The 19926-nt window shown below is 35.9% G+C and carries 10 protein-coding genes; 6 read left to right on the forward strand and 4 right to left on the reverse strand.

Annotated features, from left to right (window positions below; genetic code table 11):
* The first annotated feature begins 67 nt into the window (after positions 1-67).
* On the forward strand, positions 68-1144 hold the full coding sequence (locus tag QA612_RS18435; protein WP_278285295.1) for a helix-turn-helix transcriptional regulator: 1077 nt from the start codon (positions 68-70) through the stop codon (positions 1142-1144).
* A 199-nt stretch (positions 1145-1343) separates the two neighbouring features.
* Positions 1344-2330 carry an EAL domain-containing protein gene (locus QA612_RS18440; RefSeq protein WP_278285296.1) on the forward strand — a complete coding sequence of 329 codons (987 nt, stop codon included), beginning with the start codon at positions 1344-1346 and terminating at the stop codon, positions 2328-2330.
* 157 nt (positions 2331-2487) lie between these two features.
* Here QA612_RS18440 and QA612_RS18445 read toward each other — a convergent pair whose 3' ends face one another.
* A complete protein-coding gene (locus QA612_RS18445; RefSeq protein ID WP_278285297.1) occupies positions 2488-3321 on the reverse strand; it encodes an AraC family transcriptional regulator in 834 nt (277 codons plus the stop codon).
* Between the two features lie 174 nt (positions 3322-3495).
* Here QA612_RS18445 and QA612_RS18450 point away from each other — a divergent pair, with 174 nt between their 5' ends.
* Positions 3496-4875 carry a family 4 glycosyl hydrolase gene (locus QA612_RS18450; protein WP_278285298.1) on the forward strand — a complete coding sequence of 460 codons (1380 nt, stop codon included), beginning with the start codon at positions 3496-3498 and terminating at the stop codon, positions 4873-4875.
* Between the two features lie 339 nt (positions 4876-5214).
* Positions 5215-7251, forward strand: a complete 2037-nt coding sequence (locus QA612_RS18455; protein WP_278285299.1) for an ATP-binding protein — start codon at positions 5215-5217, stop codon at positions 7249-7251.
* On the opposite strand, the gene QA612_RS18460 is transcribed toward QA612_RS18455, so the two are convergent.
* Positions 7234-7893, reverse strand: coding sequence for a response regulator transcription factor (locus QA612_RS18460; protein WP_278285300.1), 660 nt, complete (start codon positions 7891-7893; stop codon positions 7234-7236). The genes QA612_RS18455 and QA612_RS18460 overlap by 18 nt on opposite strands.
* 200 nt (positions 7894-8093) lie before the next feature.
* On the opposite strand from QA612_RS18460, the gene QA612_RS18465 reads away from it, so the two are divergent.
* Together QA612_RS18465 and mqo are read left to right on the forward strand one after the other, a co-directional pair.
* Positions 8094-15122, forward strand: a complete 7029-nt coding sequence (locus tag QA612_RS18465) for an immunoglobulin-like domain-containing protein (protein ID WP_278285301.1) — start codon at positions 8094-8096, stop codon at positions 15120-15122.
* 277 nt (positions 15123-15399) lie between these two features.
* Positions 15400-16929 (forward strand): malate dehydrogenase (quinone), encoded by a 1530-nt coding sequence (gene mqo / locus QA612_RS18470; protein WP_278285302.1) that lies wholly within the window; start codon positions 15400-15402, stop codon positions 16927-16929.
* A gap of 155 nt (positions 16930-17084) precedes the next feature.
* Here mqo and nspC read toward each other — a convergent pair whose 3' ends face one another.
* Positions 17085-18212, reverse strand: coding sequence for a carboxynorspermidine decarboxylase (nspC, locus tag QA612_RS18475; protein WP_278285303.1), 1128 nt, complete (start codon positions 18210-18212; stop codon positions 17085-17087).
* A 1-nt stretch (position 18213) separates the two neighbouring features.
* A complete protein-coding gene (locus QA612_RS18480) occupies positions 18214-19452 on the reverse strand; it encodes a saccharopine dehydrogenase family protein (protein ID WP_278285304.1) in 1239 nt (412 codons plus the stop codon).
* Between the last annotated feature and the right edge of the window lie 474 nt (positions 19453-19926).

Below are 19926 nucleotides of genomic sequence, written 5' to 3' on the forward strand. Positions count from 1 at the left end.
TAAAGTACAACAACTATCAAAAGAATAAAATCATTGTAGTATATAATTTTCTTCAGGGGTGAGGCAATTGAATGAGTATATACAGTTGATGATTGATTGGATTGAAGAAAATTTGACAAATGAACTTTCACTTGAGGGCTTAGCTAATTACATGGGTTATTCTCCTTTTTATTGCTCTTTTAAATTTCATCAGGCTACAGGTATAAGCATTAGACGATACATTCTTCTTAGAAAACTATATTTATCTACAGAAGATTTAGCAAATAACCGGAAAATCATCCATATTGCCTTAGATTATGGTTATTCATCACAAGAAGCCTACAGTAGAAGTTTTAAAACGGTTTTTGGTGTTAGTCCAAGAGAATTTCAATTAAATCAAATGCCTGTACAATCATTTGCTAAACTCACTATTCATCTGGGGGAAGAGGGTTACAGAATGAAGATATCAAGAGCAACGGAGGTTAAACAATTAAAAAAAAGAAAAAGAAGATTGTTTGATCGAGATGTATTAAACGTATTAAACGGTCAAGTTATGTATGAGGAATTTAAAAATAAAAAGCTTATGGGAGATTCTGACTACGTACCATTCAATGAAGCTATGTGTGTAAATGCGACTACGACAAATATTTTCGATCATGCGTTTATTCAAACGAGAGCATCAGGACATCATGATTCTTTGGAAAATTACAGCAATAAAGTAATAAAACCTTTAAATAATCTGTTTAAGAAAAATTATAACTATATTGTTTTATGGTTTGGGGAAGACATGTTTTGTCAGATGAATCTTCTAACTATCCTGGCCTATCTTGAGCAGTCTCACTATCAAGGTAAAGTGTTTTTTAATAGCTTCAGAGAGGATGAATTTAAAGTAAGCCAAACGGAGCTTACTTTAGGCAGCTATTATTCGGTTTATGAAGATGTATTGGTCAAACGTATGAAGCCTAAATGTGAACTACTTCCAGTAATGTACCAGGCAATAGAGTTATTCTTTGAAATGCAAACAGAGAATAATACCGTAATAAAATACATTTTAAAAAATAAACATTTACCTACATCTGAATTGCTCAACCGATTATTCGAAGTTTTTCCAACAATAGGATATGGAGATTCACAATATTTAGAGCTCATTGATAAAACAAAGTGAACGACAATGCTTGTTTTTCTTTCTTTCCTTGTTAAGTTTAGATTCATAAAAATGACTAACTCTATCGTATGAAGGACCTAAGTTCAGTAAAACTTTACTTTTTTCTCTACTAACATTGGTATAATATACAGATAGTGAATACAGAAACCGAACCTAGTATTTTTAACTTAACTATCTTAAAAAGATAGGAGGATGAATAATGACATGCAAAAGTTGTTTAATAGATGAAGTGAAATATGAAATAAAGATTGATGGAGAAGAGAACTCGTCCGTCATTGATGATGTAATAGACCATTTAAAGCGCAATAATTTTAATGCTTATCTTGAAAGCAATATTATTATTATGGAAGAGAAAGGTGTAAATGATCTATTTGATTTCTTTTCGGATCATATGTCATTACTTAAAGTATTCTTTCGAACGAATGATGGGGAATGGAGTCCATTATCAGAAATAAAGGAAGTTTACAATATGCAGTGGATTGATGAAGTAATCGAAAAAGAACATCTTACTTGTTATTTTCAGCCAATCGTAAATCGAGAGGAAGAGATATTTGGCTACGAAATTTTATCAAGGTTTCATAAAGAAGACGGGACTTTGATCTATCCAAATATCATTTTTGATGCGGCAAGAAAAAGGGGTCGTTTATATGCATTAGATAAATTATGCAGGATGACAGCAGTGAGGTATGCTGCTGATATAAATGATAAAAAAGCATTTATTAACTTTCTTCCTACTTCTATTTACTCACCTGAGTTTTGCTTACGTTCGACAGTGAAGTTAGCTAACCAATTAAAGATGGATCCTAGTCAACTAGTTTTTGAAGTGGTAGAAACGGAGAAGGTAGATGATATTGAACACTTGAAAAAAATATTGTCTTACTATAAAGAAAAAGGATTCGAATATGCATTGGATGATGTAGGGGAAGGATATAACACATTTAAAATGTTAGAAGATATCTCGCCACAGTATATGAAGTTAGATATGCAATATGTACAAGGTGTGGCTGAAAACCTGGAAAAGCAAGAGATTGCTAAAATGTTTTTACAGAAGGCAGTGGAAATTGGATCTATACCATTGGCAGAAGGTGTCGAGGAGAGAAACGATTTTGAATGGTTGAAACAGTTAGGTTATGCATTGTTCCAGGGATACTTATTTGGAAAACCATCTCCAAATTTAAAGCAATAAAACAACAATTGAGTATGACCAAATAAAAGTGCAGAAAGAAAGCAGACCTGTCTCCCAGTGTTGTAAAGATTTACAGTGGCAGGTCACTTTTTTTCTTGGGATTGATGCTACTTAAAAGACTTCCTTTGCCTTTGGGATTGGACAATGTATCAAACTATTAAACAAACTGAGAAGGTGGCACTTTGTAATACTTCTTGAATGCTTTTGAAAAGCTGTAAGGATCAGGGTAACCAAGCTTTTCTGCTATTTGTTTAATCGAATATCGATTACTGTATAAAAGCTCACGAGCACGATTCATTCTTAATTGATAGATGTACCTACTAGGTGTAATACCTAAGGATTGCTTAAAATAATAGAAAAAATACTTCTCAGACATACCAGCAATTACAGCAAGCTCCCCAATGCTAATCGTTTGATGTAAATGATTTTGAATAAAATCAAAGACCAGTTGAAGATTTTGTAAACCCATCTTCTGTTTCGGAACAGAAGATTGATGTTTAAATTCCCCTTGATATTTTCCAATTCCATACAGTTCTATAATCTTAGCAATCAGAATTGTAAAGCACCCCTTTAATCGGATGCCTGACATCGGAGTGTTCAGTTTATATTGGTCAAAAGTATCTAGAAATAGCCGGCTTTCTTCCTTAACCATTTTGTTTGAAATTATACCTGAAAGCTGGAAATTGTCTAAAATTCCAAAATGATTTCCAAGTACAAAGTCAAAGTGTGTAAAAATAAAGCTACATTCGGAACTTAGAGCTGTTGCCGTGTATGCTATTTTAGGACTGAAAAGAATAAGGTCTCCTTCTGAAGCTTGATATACTTTTTCTTGAATATGGATTTCAATTTTTCCTTTATAAAGGTACCATAAGTCAAAGTCTGGGTGATGCTTACTCTCTATCCAACTACTGGTGTGAGAAATTTCACTGCAGGAATTTATATGAATCATGACATGTTCAGAGAGGTCGTTGAAAATATTAACGTAATCCATTGCATTCAACTCCATACTTTTTTATATAGTGTGTACTAAACTATTATAACGAAAGGGGTTACCCGGGTAAAATAATCTTACTAATTGACATGTTATACTTACTCTCATCCATTTTATATTTTTCTTAATTCTCTGATAATTGATAATGAAGTAAATGATTGGAGGAGATGGAGAATGATTAGTAATAAACCAAAAGTTGTAGTAATAGGAGCAGGGAGTTTGTTTTTTGGTCGACAAGCAATCTGGCAGATGGTTCATTCAGAGTACCTAAACAAAGGAACTCTTGCTCTAGTAGATACGAATGAAGAACGCTTGAATAAGTTGGTGAAGCTAGCTAGAATGGTTGTCAAAGAAAATAAAGTGGATTTGAAGATAGAAGGATCTGTTGAAAGGCGACAGTTACTTAAGGATGCGGACTTCGTAGTTCTTAGTTTTGCTGAAAATACGGTTAAGTACAGAGGAATTGATTGCTCGGTCTCTGAGAAGTATGGGATAAGAATGTGTTCTGGAGATACAATTGGACCAGGAGGGATTTTTCGGGCAATGCGTGAACTCCCTGTCATTATGGATTGTGCTAGAGATATCGAAGACATCTGTCCTAATGCTTGGGTCATTAATTATATTAATCCTGCTTCAGTGCACGGAATCGCGTTAAAGCGGTATGCACCAAATCTTAAAAGCTTTTCCTTATGTGATTCTCACCATATGCCGCATAAAAAAATCATTTACGCAAAACGTGCAGGTATTATACGAGATGAAAGTGAGTATACAGAGGAGATTGAAGATAATTTCGATATACGAATAGCCGGTGTGAATCACTTTACATGGCTATTAAAAGCAGAGTACGAGGGAAGGGATGTACTTCATGTGATCGCAGACTCAATGAAACGATCAGCTGAAACGGAGACTGTAGGCGGAGACACAGGAGCAAAGGCTCTCTTTAATGATGCAATAAGCTACCAATTGTATGACATCTTTGGATATGTCCCCACATGTACAGCTCACACTAAGGAGTATGTTCCTTATTGGCAGGGACTCGGTAAACTTAAGGAACAAATTCCACCACTTTCAATTTGGGAAACAGAAGATCGGTATAAACGCCATGCGGATATGTGGCAACAGGTGGACAGCTTCCTAGCTGGAGAAACACCTATTAAGAAGTTTATGACGACTTTTGGTCCAGACCATGCTACAGATATTATTGAAAATATGGTGGCTGGATTAGGGAAACCGTTTTATATTAATACCTTTAATGAGGGAGCAGTAACAAATATGAACAACGATGCCTTTCTAGAATTGTTGTGCGAGGTTACGATGGAAGGTGTGAAGCCGTTACCGGTTGGAGAGATGCCTCGTGGAATCCGTGGTATGCAAGAACTCATACTGGATACTCATGAATTGACGGCAGAAGCTGTGATTGAAGGCACCCATGAAAAACTTAGAAGGGCTATGTTGACAGATCCTCTAGTAAATTCAATTGCTGATGCCGATCAAATAATTAACGAACTCTTGGAATTAGAGAAGGATATACTCTCTGAGAAGTGGTATAAATAAAGTTATGTATAAATAAGGATGAGTGGAGTGATATAGCTTAAATTGTTTGACGAAAAATGGATATTTCTGTATTCAACAAACATTTGATTATATTGATTTGGCTTCTGAAATAGCAGGTTCAGTACCACCATCAATGCCTATTGTCGACAGAAAATGAACGCTTCTTTAGACTGACATTTGAGTCATGACCAAATAAAAGTGCAGGACTCTGCAAGGGAAAAATGCAGAGTCCTGCACTTATTTTAAGTCTCTTTGTACATCTTTCGTGCTATATTCTTTTGGAAAAAATAAAATGCTATACTTAAGAAAATAAGAAACTGTAATTAAGGTGGAGCTAGCATGAAAAAGATAATAATTTGTATATTTTTATTGATTATGTTCGGAGCAACAAGTGTTTTCAGTCAAATTGATATGGAAGAAATGGGAAGTATCGTGCTAGACTCTGAACAACAGAATCCGTTTCCATTGGACGGTAAATGGGAGTTTTATTGGGGTGAGTTACTGGAACCTTCTGATATAAGTGAGAGTAGGCATATTCCAGATTATATAGCTGTTCCTTCTTCGTGGAACGATGGAAAGGTTTATAGAGAATCCATAGAAAGTACTGGATATGGTACATACCGACTTAAGTTACATATACCAGACGAGGATGTGAACAAACAGAAGGCAATATCGTTTCACTATATCGGAAGTGCATACAGAATTTGGGTAGATGGGGAAGAATATGATGGGGCAGGAGTGGTAGGTACAAATGCTATTGAAGAAACTCCATTATTAAAAAGAAATATCATCTTTTTTGAACCTCTTGATACTATTGTGGAAATTGTTATTCAAGTATCAAACTTCTCATTTCGGGAAGGTGGCATTATTCATGAGGTTACATATGGGGACCCTGATACATTGGCTGGTTTATTGATTAATGAGAACCTTTTAAACTTTTTTACAATTGGTGGACTATTTATTATAGGGCTTTATCATTTATTAGTATATGCTAAGAGAAATAATGAACCTGCTATTCTATTTATTGGTTTCTCCTCATTAGCCCTTGCAATTAGAACATTTACAGTAAGTGAGTCTGTTATACTACCAATTATTGATATGATTGGTTGGGAAAACCTCGTAAGAATCGAATATTTATCTGAAGAGATTTTTTTCATATGTCTCGTTCTTACAGTAAAATTTTTATTTCCTAGAGAAGTACATCAATCAATGGTGTATATTTCGATTATTACAGCGTCTCTCCTAAGTTTAATCATATTATTTACTCCATCTCAAATCTTTACAAGTATGCTTCCATATCACATTTTATTATTAGTTGCTTTGTCTTGCTATTTCGTATTCTATGTAGGTATTTTGGCTATTATCCGAAAAAGAGAAGGGGCTATCTTACATATTATTGGTGCGTTGTTTATTGTATTTGGTGTTTTAAATGATTTACTTAAGAGTATGATGCTTATACATACATTTTCTATGATACAGTATGTTTTTATCATTTTTATTATGCTTCAAGCTGTAATAATTTCTAACAAGTATACAGTTTTATTCAAAGAGAATGAGTCATTAACAAGTGAATTATTCGAATTAACAGAAACATTGGAATACAAAATTCAAGAAAGAACAGAAAAACTCCATCAAAAAAATAATGAGTTAATTGAATTACAACAGTCTAGGACAAAATTACTAGCGAATATTGCACATGATATGGGAACCCCGCTAGTTGGTGTCCAGACATATTTGCAAATCATGAAAGAGGGAAAAGTAGATTTAGATAATCAGATTGTAATTCCTAAGTTGGTAGATGAAATATCTTATATTAGGAGACTAAATAATGATCTCTTTGATTTATCAAAGTTAGAATCTCAAAATTTGAAGTTTCAGATGGAAATAGTACAAATAAAAGAATACATTACAAAAATATATAGAGCCGTACAAAAAGAAGTGATGTTACCTTCTCAACAGGCAGTATTCAAAATCGCTAAGTTAGAGACAAAAATAAATGGAGAAGAAGCCTGTGTGGAGTTGGACAATATTCGAATCAGACAAGTAATGGAAAATTATATTGGAAATGCTCTTAAGTTTTCAAAGAATATATCAAAAGAAACCGAGATTACACTAAATTGTTATGTAAATAGAAATGTGGAATCAGAATATGAGGTAATAATAGAAGTAATTGATAATGGAACCGGTATTGCCGAAGAAGAAGTGGATCATGTTTTCGAACGGTTTTATAAAAAAAGAGAAGGAAACCTTGATGGTAGTGGATTAGGTCTAGCAATCGTGAAAGAGATTGTTGAACAACACGGAGGAAAAGTAGGTGTAGAAAGTAAAATGGGAGAAGGCAGCTGCTTTTATTTTTCCTTACCTATTACGCAATAAAGCAGCAGCCTCCTGACGATTTTTCACTTGTAGTTTTTCATATATCACTGTTAAATAGTTTTTTAATGTGCCGACACTTACTGATAGGTTGTCGGCAATTTCTTTATTTGTATACCTTTCAACAAGTAAGGACATGATTTTTTGTTCGCGAATTGTAAATGTATTATTTGAATAAATAAATTCAGGAAGCTTAGGTTGCTTATTGATGGTGTTTACGAGATAGGTCGCTAACTTTGAGGCTACTTCTGCCGGTAGAATGTATTGCCCCTTTACAACATCCTGAATTGTATTCACTAAATTTATAAAATCAATTCCCTTAATTAAATAGCCATTTGCACCGTTAGCGAGCCCCTCGATTATGAATTCCTCTTCATTAAATGTTGTTAAAATCAGTATATACATATGTGGATATTCTAATTTAAGTTTACGTATGCATTCAATGCCATTCATCATAGGCATTTTTATATCTATTAATATAACGTCAGGTTGTAGATCCTTAATTTTTTCTAGTGTTTCTTTACCATTCCCTGCACTACCTACCACGGTTAAATGCTTTTCGGCGTTTATAACTAATTCAATCCCTGAACGAAAGAAAATATCATCATCTGTTATAAAAATTTTCAAAGTTTCATCGGACTCCATGATGCTACTTCCTTTCATACAATAGATAGAACTATTTGTAAGATTAAAGATTTTAATACTAAAATTTTATCACAAAATTCTACAAATTGTTACTTTATTTGAGAATATGACTATAAGTCACTACTACTTTATACCTATTTCCACTATAGTGAACGTAATTACAATCATACAGAGGATTAGTTTAGTGGGGAGTGAAAGGTATGTTAAAAAAACAAGTAAAATTATTAGAAAAGAATTTACTTATTTTTCTTTGTGCATTACTTGCTTTTTCACCGTTGCTGACAACAGCAGTTGGGATGAAAGAGGTAACAGCGGCAGGTGGTATTTCAATATCTAACCTAAAAGGAATTGAATATCAAGAGGGGGATGGGCCAGTACAAGTTGCTCCAGAGGTGGAGATTACTGGTGGAGGTTCGTATGGAGATGGGTATGTCCGTTTTGGAATAAATGGCATGACTTCTTCAGAGACATTATCTATTATCACTGTTAATAGTCCATCCGATGTAGATGGGGAAGTATCAATCGTTGATAGCCTCGTATACTTAGGAAACGGTACAGGGTATAGGCAAATTGGTACTGTTAATAGGGTACTTAATGGGAAAGATGGTCATCCGATTCAAATAGATTTCTCAACACCTCTAGTGAATTCTGGATTTGAAGAAGAGGTGAAGAGTGCGAGCATTACATCACAGAACCAAATGGGGCAAACGCATCGAATTAACGGTTGGGATATCACTTTAGGGGAATATAGAATTGACCAATTAAAGCAAGGAACTCAAGGGACATTAGTTACTAGTGGTACGCAAGCAAATGATTTTAGAATGCAGTTTCAAGTGCAAAGTAGTGAGAAGTCTACTGGTAATTACGCTTTAAGACTAGAGTCAAGGTATTGGGTAAATGAAAGAAGTAGTCATCCACATAACTTAAGGAACCCTAATTATGCTGTGTTCCATGGTCCGTGGGCAATCAGTGATGCTTTCTATGCATATAAGGAAGATACCATCGCTTTAGATTGGTCCGCTGTAAATGGTGGAGATGATTATGATGTGTATGCATTTTTAGAAAATGTAGAAACAGGAAATGAAATTGAATTGTTTTATGGAAGAGGATTTGTACAGCCATGGATTACTACGGGAGCAGAAATTCCTGCTGATGGAAATTACCGTTTTAAATTTATTAGTGGTTCTTACGATGCTACTGGTGGCGGATTAATGGGTGCGTCCCTTTACATCGATAATATCCGTTACTTCGGTAATGCAGCAAATGATGCTGTTGTTCAACAGGTGGCAAGATTAATAACTTATGAAAATACATCACCTGATCCAGACTTACCAGAGAGAACGTTGGAGATCGAAATTAAGAACGCAGATAATAAAACGACTACTGTAACTGAAGAAGTGCAAAATGAAGCACTTATCCACTATGCTCAGGGGGATAACAGTGGAAATGTAACGCAGGATCTAGTTTTAGTAACAGAACCGAAAGATGGAGCAACAATCCAGTGGTCTAGTGATTCAAATTTATATATTAATGCAGATACTGGTGAAGTAACGAGACCATCTCATGTACTAGGCGATCAACAAGTTGTGTTAACTGCAAGAATTCCAAAAAATGGGAATACGACTACAAAAACCTTTACTGTGAACGTGAAAGCAGGACTACCAGCTCCAGAAATTTCAGTAGATACAGAGGCTTTTAAGCCAGTTCAGCCAGGAGTTGTGGAACTTTCCATTAACGAAACAATAGGAAATGGCAATAAAGTGTTTTATCGAATAGGTAATATAGATTCACTTCCTTTAAACCTAGGACAAAAAGTGAAACTAAGTAGTTGGTCAGTGGTGGAAGGAACATCTGCGTCAGTTCAGGTGGAAAACGGAAGTTATATTGAAGTGGTCGAAATAGAAGAAAATCTCGTTGTAAAATGGAGTCGTATCGGCCCAACTGACGATGGAAAACCATTACAGGATGCAATTGATAAGGCAGAGCTTACATTAGAAAAAGCTGAAAACTCTAAAGAACGCTATACATCTGTTGGTGGAAATACCGGTGATGCTGTTTATTCAGAAGTTGTACGTGAAGCTGAAGATCTTAAACAAGGATTGGATGCAAATCCACAGCTGAAAGATGTAATCAAAGATAAAACAGATACATTAATATCAGCTATTAAGTCATTGGAATCAGCAAGTGATGAAAAGGAATTACAGAATGCATTGAAGGCAGCAAATGAAGTAATGGATGATGCTGAACAGGCTTCCCTACGATATCAAGGAGCAGGTGGGAAAAAACAGGATTCAGTTTTTGAAGCTTTAATATTAGCACATGCAGATTTAGATGATGTATTGAATGAAACACCAAAAGATGTACGAAAAATAGAAGCTGCTACAGCATTATTGAGAGAAGCGGTAGGTAATTTGAACAAGGCTAGTGAAGCGTTGGAATTAGCTAATGCAGTAGCTGCGGCTGAGGCAGAAAAAGACAGAGCTAATACTGTTCAAGGTAAATTTACTACGGCAGGAGGAGATAGCCGGCAACCTGTATTTGCAGATGTAGTAGTCAAATTAGTAGAGCTAGATATACTATTAAATGCAAATCCTAAAAACAAGGAGTTAATAGAGACAGCCACGTCAGCTTTAAATAAAGCTATTGATCAATTACTGATTGCAAGTGAAGAACTTGAACTTATTAATGCAGTAGTTTTAGCTAATGCAGCAATTATTAGTGCAGACCAAGGACAAGCTCGATATGAAAATGCTAATGGTGATAAAGAAGCAGAAGTATTTGAGGCAGTGAATATTGCTAAAGAACATCTTGAAGAATTGTTGGATACACCTACAACTCAAGATACAGTGGCTATAAAAACAGCAACAAATGATTTGCAAGAAGCGGTTGAATTGTTAAATAAAGCTAGTGAACTTAAAGAGCTAGAAAATACCCTCGAATCTGCAGAGGAAGTTCTAGAATTTGCTGATAGAGCTGAAGAAAGATTTAACAATGCTGGTGGAGAGCAGCTAGCAGTTGAATACCAAACAGTACAATGGAGAAAGTTTCACTTAAAATCATTATTGGAAAATCCTCTTCCACATGACAAGGATGAAATTAAGGCAGCATCTCTCCATTTATATAGAGCTGTTAAAGCAGTAGAAAGACTAAGTGACGATCTTGAATTAAAGAATGCATTAGAGAAAGCAAGAGTGGCCAGTGAAGCTGCTGAAAAAATACAAACTCGTTATGATAATGCAAATGGAGATAAAGAAGCAGAGGTATATAGGGATGTTCTAACTGCGAAAGTACAGCTAGACACATTAGTGAATGCAGACCCACAAAATACAGAAGCGATCGAATCTGCAACAAAGAATTTACTAAAAGCAGTAAAAGAGTTAGAAAAAGCAAGTGAAGCAAAAGAACTCGAAAATGCGTTAGAAGCAGCGGAAGCAGCCCAGTTAGAAGCGGAAAAAGTGGAAACACGCTATGAAAAAGCTGACGGAGATAAAGAAGCAGAAGAATATGGGGACGTTCAGAAAGCGAAGTCAGCATTAGCTGAATTAGTAGAAGCGACACCGCAAAATACGGAAACGATCAAATCAGCAACAAAGAATCTACTAAAAACAGTAAAAGAGCTAGAAAAGGCAAGTGAAGCGAAAGAATTAGAGAATGCTTTAGAAGCAGCGGAAGCAGCTCAAACGACAGCGGAAAAAGTGGAAAACCGTTACTCCAATGCAGACGGAGATAAAGAAGCAGAAGTATATGGGGACGTTCAAGCAGCGAAGTCAGCATTAGCTGCATTAGTAGATGAAAACCCACAAAATACAGAAGCGATCGAATCAGCAACAAAGAACTTACTAAAAGCAGTAAAAGAGTTAGAAAAAGCAAGTGAAGCAAAGGAACTAGAAAATGCGTTAGAATCAGCCGAATCAGCTCTGTTACAAGCGGAAAAAGTGGAAACGCGCTATGAAAAAGCAGATGGAGATATAGAAGCAGAAGTATATGGGGATGTTCAAGAAGCAAAGAAAGCATTAGCGGAGAAAGTAGGAACAACACCACAACATACAGAAGCAATCGAATCCGCAACCAAGAATTTATTAGAAGCGGTAAAAGAGTTAGAAAAAGCAAGTGAAGCAAAGGAACTCGAAAATGCGTTAGAAGCAGCAAAGCTAGCACAATCAACATCGGAAAAAGTGGAAAATCGCTATGAAAAAGCAGATGGAGATAAAGAAGCGGAAGTATATGAGGACGTTCAAACAGCGAAGTCAGCATTAGCTGAATTAGTAGAAGCGACACCGCAAAATACGGAAGCGATCAAATCAGCAACAAAGAACTTACTAAAAGCAGTAAAAGAGTTAGAAAAGGCAAGTGAAGCAAAAGAATTAGAAAATGCCTTAGAATCAGCGGAAGCAGCACAAGCGAAAACGAAAAAAGCTGAAAACCGTTACTCCGAAGCAGACGGAGATAAAGCAGCAGAAGTATATGAGGACGTTCAAGCAGCGAAATCAGCGTTAGCAGAATTGGTAGATGAAAATCCACAAAATACAGAAGCGATCGAAGCTGCAACAAAGAATCTTCTAAAAGCAGTAAAAGAGTTAGAAAAGGCAAGCGAAGCCAAGGAACTAGAAAATGCATTAGATGCAGCAGAATCAGCACAAGCAAAAGCGGAAAAAGTGGAAACTCGTTATACAAAAGCAGACGGAGATAAAGAAGCAGAAGTATATGAGGAAGTTCAAGCAGAGAAGAAAGCATTAGCTGAATTAGTAGAAGCGACACCGCAAAATACAGAAGCAATAGAAACAGCAACAAAGAACTTATTAGAAGCCATAAAAGAGCTAGAAAAAGCAAGTGAAGCGAAAGAATTAGAAAATGCGTTAGAATCAGCGGAAGCAGCACAAGCAACAGCGGAAAAAGTTGAAAACAGTTACTCCAAAGCAGACGGAGATAAAGAGGCGGAAGTATATGCGGACGTTCAAGCAGCGAAGGCAGCATTAGCTGAATTAGTAGATGAAAACCCTCAAAATACAGAAGCAATCGAATCTGCAACAAAGAACTTATTAAAAACTGTAAAAGAGTTAGAGAAGGCAAGTGAAGCAAAGGAATTAGAAAATGCATTAGAATCAGCGGAAGCAGCTCAAGCAACAGCGGAAAAAGCTGAAAACCGTTATACAAAAGCAGACGGAGATAAAGCAGCAGAAGTATATGAGGAAGTCCAGGAAGCGAAGGCAACATTAGCTGAGCAAGTTGGAACGGCCCCACAAAATACAGAAGCAATTGAATCCGCAACAAAGAATTTATTAAAAGCAGTAAAAGAGCTAGAAAAAGCAAGTGAAGCAAAGGAACTAGAAAATGCGTTAAAAGCAGCGGAAGTAGCGCAAGCACAAGCGGAAAAAGCAATGGAATTATATCGTGCTGCAGATGGTGACATAAATGCAAAAGTCTATGAAGTATTGTATCTGGCGGTGTCTGAATTAAATAGTTTAATAGAGGCAACACCACAAGATACAAAAGCTATCCATACAGCAGCGGAACAAGTAAATGCTACAGTTGATCAAATAAATAACGTAACAAGCACAATTTTAAAAGGCCAGTTATTCAATAAAATAGATGAAATGAATAATGTTTCAAAAATGAGTTCAGTGTATACAGCAATTGAAGAGGCAGCCTTAACAAAAGAAGACAGACAAATGGTTTTCGGATATTTTACAGATAAAGCTCTTTTAGATGATAGTACTATTGTTTTCCATAACTCAGAAGATTTAACTAAGGTAGAACATGCAATTACTCATTCGGACAAATCTTCGAATGCAAAGGAAAATGCATATATTCGATTAGCTGAGAAAGGAATCAGAGAGTTATCAGTAACGGATGTACCGACGAAAGATCAGAAGTTCCAAAAAGTGCAAAATCAAACAATTGAATTTATAATTCAAAAGGTATCCGCTGAACAGGAACGTTTGACGGTACTGCACGAATTAACTGTAGATGCGTTATCCTTAACAAGAGAGAATGCTTTTACATTCCAAAATGGCGACACTTGGGAGAGTATTACAACTAACTTTTTCGCATTAAATGCAGGTGCATATGGTACTAAGATTAGCTGGGAGTCAAGTAATGGTCAGGTCATTTCTGTTACAGATGATATCGCTACAGTAACTAGAAAAACAAAAGATGAATCTAGCATTTTGACAGCAACTATTTCCCATGGAGGACAAGTAACAGAGAGAACTTTCCTTCTAATTGTTAAGAGGACAGGGGCTGGGGAGAAAGTTACTGAAACAGTGCTTAGAGAAGCAACTGTTGATACAGGTTTGACAAATAACAATCACAAAGTAATTCAACGAATCAATTTGTTAGATCAAAATTCATCGAAAATAATAAATAAGATTGATAAGTTGATCGTAACAGATGAAATGATTCCAGAGTCACAATTACAAACGGTAAAAGTACATTTACCAAGTGATGTATCAAACAAGGCTGATGAGTATGCTATTGAAATCCCACTTGATGTATTAGAGAAAATAACAGGGGATCTTGAAGTACGTACAGACTATGGTGTTATCTTTATCTCAAGTGATGAGATCGAAGCAATGCAGGCTGCAAAAATTGACTTGTACTTCCGATTTGTTCCAGTAAATGACCAGGGTGAACAAGAGAATTTAGGTCAAAGGTTGTCAGATAGTTCAGTGGTAATTGGAGCAGTCACTGAAGCTTTAGGTGAATCTGGACAAATCAAAATTCTAGGTAATCCTATCGAGATTGAGACTAACTATAAAGGTTATTCAACTGATGTCATTCTGCCATTAGAGGATATTTATTACGAAGGTATTGATTTAGAGATGCTTCGAGTTTATATCGAACACAGTGATGGTGATATTGTTGTTCAAGAAGGAGAAATTGTTTTTGATGAAAATGGTTTCCCTCAAGGATTTAAATTCTCCATTAATAAGTTTAGTGTATTTACAATTTTTGAAATAACTGAACCAGAAGTTGAAGAAGAAACTGTTCCAGTGTTAGAAGAAACAACGAAAGAAGAAGTTGAAGTGGAAAAAGAAGCTGAAGAAGACTTAAAAGAAGCGAAAGAAGTCTCTAAGGAAAATAAACAAGAGCTTGCAGTTGAAAAAGATGGTCAAAAAGTATTGCCAAGTACTGCAACATCCATGTATACGACTTTATTCGTGGGGTTATTAATACTTATTATAGGCTTCTCACTTCTATTTATTAGAAAAAAACAACGAATAAACTAAAAGTATTTTATAGGAAACGGTAAGCGAGGTTCACACCATGCTTACCGTTTTTTTATGAATTATTTAATAAGTCTCAGCCAACACTTCTCAAGATTTCAAGGACAAATTTCCCACTTCTTACCGGATTATAAAATAACTTATTATTAACATACTAATAGTAAATCACGATATTTATTTTAGTTATTCATAATCCGGAAATGATGTGTAACTCGATTTGTATACAGTGTTATCTGAGTAGTACATCCATTCTGAATTCTTAGAGTATAGGAAGGATAAAATGAGCAACGGACAGAATAAGACGGATGTTATCTTAATTGGTGCTGGTATCATGAGTGCAACTTTAGGTGCATTGTTGAAAGAGTTAGTACCTGACTGGCAAATTACAGTGTTTGAAAGACTTGGGAACGCTGGAGAAGAAAGCTCTAATGAATGGAATAATGCTGGTACAGGACATGCAGCATTGTGTGAGCTTAACTACACTAATGAAAAGCCAGATGGTTCTGTAGATATTAGTAAAGCCATTAATATAAATCAGCAGTTTCTTGAATCAATTCAGTTTTGGTCCCATCTTGTAAAGAATAACAGAATATGTAACCCGGAGAACTTTATTATGCCTTTGCCTCACATGAGCTTTGTAAAGGGAGAACATGATGTAACTTTTTTAAAGAAACGATTTGAAGCGATGGCTTACAATCCTCTTTTTGAAGGGTTGGAATTTTCTGATGACCCAAAAAAACTGATGGATTGGATTCCGCTTATTATGCAAGATCGGACAGAGAAAGAACCTATAGCAGCTACAAAAATGGAAACTGGAACGGATGTTAATTTTGGTGCTTTAACACGTATGTTGTTCGACTACTTAGAGAGTGAAAATGTGAAAGTAAACTATAGAAATCGTGTAATGGATCTTTACCGTACATGGGAGGGCTTATGGGAAGTAAAAGTGCGAAATGTGGATAATCGTACTGTAGAACAACATACTGCAAAATTCGTTTTTATCGGATCAGGGGGAGGAAGCTTATACTTACTTCAGAAATCTGGTATTCCTGAAAGTAAATACATCGGTGGATTTCCCGTAAGTGGAATATTTATGTCATGTAATAATCCCGATGTTGTGGCAGCCCACCATGCAAAAGTATATGGCAATGCAAAGATAGGGGCTCCTCCAATGTCTGTTCCCCATCTTGATACACGTTATATTAACAATAAGAAGTTTTTACTTTTTGGACCATTTGCAGGCTTTTCACCTAAGTTTTTAAAAACTGGTTCAAAGCTTGACCTAGTTAATTCCGTAAAACCAGATAATCTTGTAACAATGTTGTCAGCTGGTGCGAAAAACATTCCATTGACAAAATACCTGATCCAGCAAGTTAGGTTATCAAAAGAACAACGAATGGAAGAATTACGTGAATTTATTCCAAACGCCAAAAGCGAAGATTGGGATTTAGTCACAGCAGGACAACGGGTGCAAGTGATAAAAGATACTGAAAAGGGAAGAGGCATGCTTCAATTTGGTACAGAAGTGATTAGTGCTGCAGATGGATCAATCGCTGCATTACTTGGTGCATCTCCAGGTGCTTCTACTGCCGTTTCCGTCATGCTTGAGTTACTAAAAAAGTGCTTCCCGCAACATGTACTAGGATGGGAGACGAAAATAAAGGAAATGATTCCTTCCTATGGCTTATCACTAATGGAAAATCCTAAGCTGCTCAATGAAATCCATACTTCAACAATGGCCACTCTGAGGTTGTCGAGGGGAAATCAATCTATCGGGAAAGAAAATTTGAATACATTGCAGAAAGTATAAGTAACATTACGTTCTTTTTCTAGGAAAAAGTAGCATTTCTGAATAGACAATCAATGTTAATGTAATGGAGGGATAACACTTGAACAATCTAAGCTACGAAAAACCAGACTCCAAAGGAATCTGGTTTTTTGTAGGTGTCAATGAGTTAAGTGTTTTTAAGCTAATCTTATTTTAAAATCTTCATAGCCAAATTTTTGAACGACTCGACAATCTCCATCTTTATCTTTAACTGCGATGGATGGTAAAGGCATGCCGTTAAACGTAGTATTTTTCACCATGGAATAAATAGCCATATCACCAAAAACTAAACGATCTCCACTTTTTAAAGGCTTATCAAAGGAATAATCACCGATTACATCTCCTGCAAGACAAGTTTGCCCACCAAGACGATATGTAAATGGCTTCTCATTTACTTCACCTGATCCTAAAAGAGGTGGACGATAAGGCATTTCAAGGACATCAGGCATATGACAAGAAGCAGATGTATCAAGAATAGCGATATCCATTCCATTTTGAAGGGTATCAAGAACAGTTGAAATCAAGAACCCTGCATCAAGAGCAACAGCTTCACCTGGTTCTAAATAAACTTCTAATCCGTACTTATCCTGCATTCTCTTTATACTAGCCTCTAATAATGGGATATCGTAATCCTCTCTCGTGATATGATGACCACCACCAAAGTTTATCCACTGCATTTGTGGTAACCATTCACCAAATTTTTCTTCCACTGCATGTAATGTTGTCTCTAAATCATCAGCGTTTTGCTGACAAAGTGTATGGAAATGCAGTCCAGAAACCCCATCCAACAAGTCCCCACGAAAATGCTCTTTAGTTACACCAAATCGAGAACCTGGAGAACAAGGATCATATATTTCATGCCCTACTTGTGTAGAACATTCGGGGTTAATACGTAGGCCCACTTTTTTTCCAGCAGCAAGGGCTTTTTCTTTAAACTTCTCTAACTGTGAGAAAGAATTAAAGATGATATGGTCACATATCTCTACAATTTCATCTATTTCATCATCACGATAAGCAGGGGAAAAGATATGGTTTTCTTTTCCCATTTCTTCGTGACCTAAGCGAGCCTCAAATAATCCGCTTGCTGTCGTTCCATTTAAATATTCAGCAATGAGAGGATACATAGTAGACATGGAAAATGCTTTTTGAGCCAAAACGATTTTACATCCTGTCCGTTCTATTACTCCTTGCAAGATTTTTAAATTTTTTTCTATTAATCCTTCATCAACAACATAACAAGGTGTTGGTAATTCATTAAACTGCATCTTAACGACTGTACTCCGGTTGTTGCTCTTTGATTGGCTCAGAATCAACAAGCTGTGGATTAAAGTCCTCTTTCCATGGTAATCCCCATTTATTTAATGCATCCATGAATGGATCTGGATCAAATTCTTCAATATTGTAGACACCTGGTTTATTCCATAATCCAGTCATGATCATCATTGCCCCAATCATGGCTGGAACTCCTGTTGTGTAAGAAACAGCTTGGGAGCCTACTTCTTTATAGCATTCTTCATGGTCACAAACATTATAAACATAGTATGTTTTTTCTTTTCCGTCCTTTTTACCTTTAAAGATACAACCTATGTTTGTTTTACCCTTTGTACGAGGACCAAGGGAGGCTGGATCAGGTAGCACTGCTTTTAAGAATTGAAGTGGAATAATTTGTTTTCCTTCAAACTCAATGGGTTCGATAGACGTCATTCCTACATTTTCAAGACATTTTAAGTGAGTAAGGTAACTTTCACCAAATGTCATGAAAAAACGGATTCTTTTAATTCCTGGAATGTTATCTTTGAGAGATTCCAGCTCTTCGTGATACAGCAAATACATGTCCTTCTCCCCTACTTCAGGGAAGTTATATACTCGCTTGATTTCCATTGGCTCAGTTTCGATCCATTCCCCATTTTCCCAATAACGGCCATTAGCAGAAACCTCACGAATATTAATTTCAGGATTGAAATTCGTTGCAAAGGGATATCCATGATCCCCTGCATTACAATCAAGAATATCGATATATTCAATTTCGTCGAAATAATGCTTAAGGGCATATGCAGAAAACACGCCAGTAACTCCAGGATCGAAACCACTGCCTAAAAGTGCAGTAATACCTGCTTTTTCAAAGCGTTCACGATAATCCCATTGCCATTTGTATTCAAATTTAGCCGTATCTTCCGGCTCATAATTAGCTGTATCCATATAATGTGTTTTAGTAGCAAGACAAGCATCCATAATGGTTAAATCTTGATACGGCAATGCTAAATTCATGACGATATCGGGCTTTACTTCTTCAATTAAGGTAATTAACTCATCAACATTATTTGCGTCAACCTGTGCTGTTGTAATTTTAGTATTTCCACCATCTAGTTTTGCTTTTAAGTCATCGCATTTTGATTTTGTACGACTTGCAATACAAATTTCCTCAAAGACCTCACTATTTTGAACACACTTATGGATAGCTACAGATGCAACTCCTCCACAACCGATAATTAGTGCTTTTCCCAATTCTAATCTCTCCTTACTGAATAAATTTTACAACGATAAGAGGTAGAACTTAACAACCTAACTAGCGGTGTGAGAACTACTTAGGATATTATTGCAGTACCCCTTTATAACAACAAAAAAACAAGTGAAAACGCATATATGCGCACAACACTTGCTTAAGATACAATAATCAAATTAAAGAAGCATAAGTATATTCATGAAGAAAGCCATGAGTATGCGTCTACCATAAACTTCGTATGTTATTATGATAGAAAGCTCTTTAATATTCAAAATATATCATAATGGGATCAGAGTCTATATAGCAAATAATTACTGTTAGCACTCTTATTGACCGTTTCACAAGTTGATGTGCATATGCACTGGTTGTAAAGTAACCAACTTATAAAATTTGAGCTTTTAACTCAATCAATAAGGCAACTAAAGTTGCCAATCGGCATATGACCCGGCGAACCGTTGCCTTAACTTCCTAAAGGA

This window comes from Evansella sp. AB-P1 (assembly GCF_029688925.1).
In the GTDB taxonomy this organism is placed as follows: Bacteria; Bacillota; Bacilli; order Bacillales; family Salisediminibacteriaceae; genus Evansella.

Coding starts and splice junctions, on each gene's coding strand:
- QA612_RS18440 (WP_278285296.1), top strand. CDS start 1,344: ATGACATGCAAAAGTTGTTTAATAGATGAAGTGAAATATGAAATAAAG.
- QA612_RS18445 (WP_278285297.1), bottom strand. CDS start 3,321: ATGGATTACGTTAATATTTTCAACGACCTCTCTGAACATGTCATGATT.
- QA612_RS18450 (WP_278285298.1), top strand. CDS start 3,496: ATGATTAGTAATAAACCAAAAGTTGTAGTAATAGGAGCAGGGAGTTTG.
- QA612_RS18455 (WP_278285299.1), top strand. CDS start 5,215: ATGAAAAAGATAATAATTTGTATATTTTTATTGATTATGTTCGGAGCA.
- QA612_RS18460 (WP_278285300.1), bottom strand. CDS start 7,893: ATGGAGTCCGATGAAACTTTGAAAATTTTTATAACAGATGATGATATT.
- QA612_RS18465 (WP_278285301.1), top strand. CDS start 8,094: ATGTTAAAAAAACAAGTAAAATTATTAGAAAAGAATTTACTTATTTTT.
- mqo (WP_278285302.1), top strand. CDS start 15,400: ATGAGCAACGGACAGAATAAGACGGATGTTATCTTAATTGGTGCTGGT.
- nspC (WP_278285303.1), bottom strand. CDS start 18,212: ATGCAGTTTAATGAATTACCAACACCTTGTTATGTTGTTGATGAAGGA.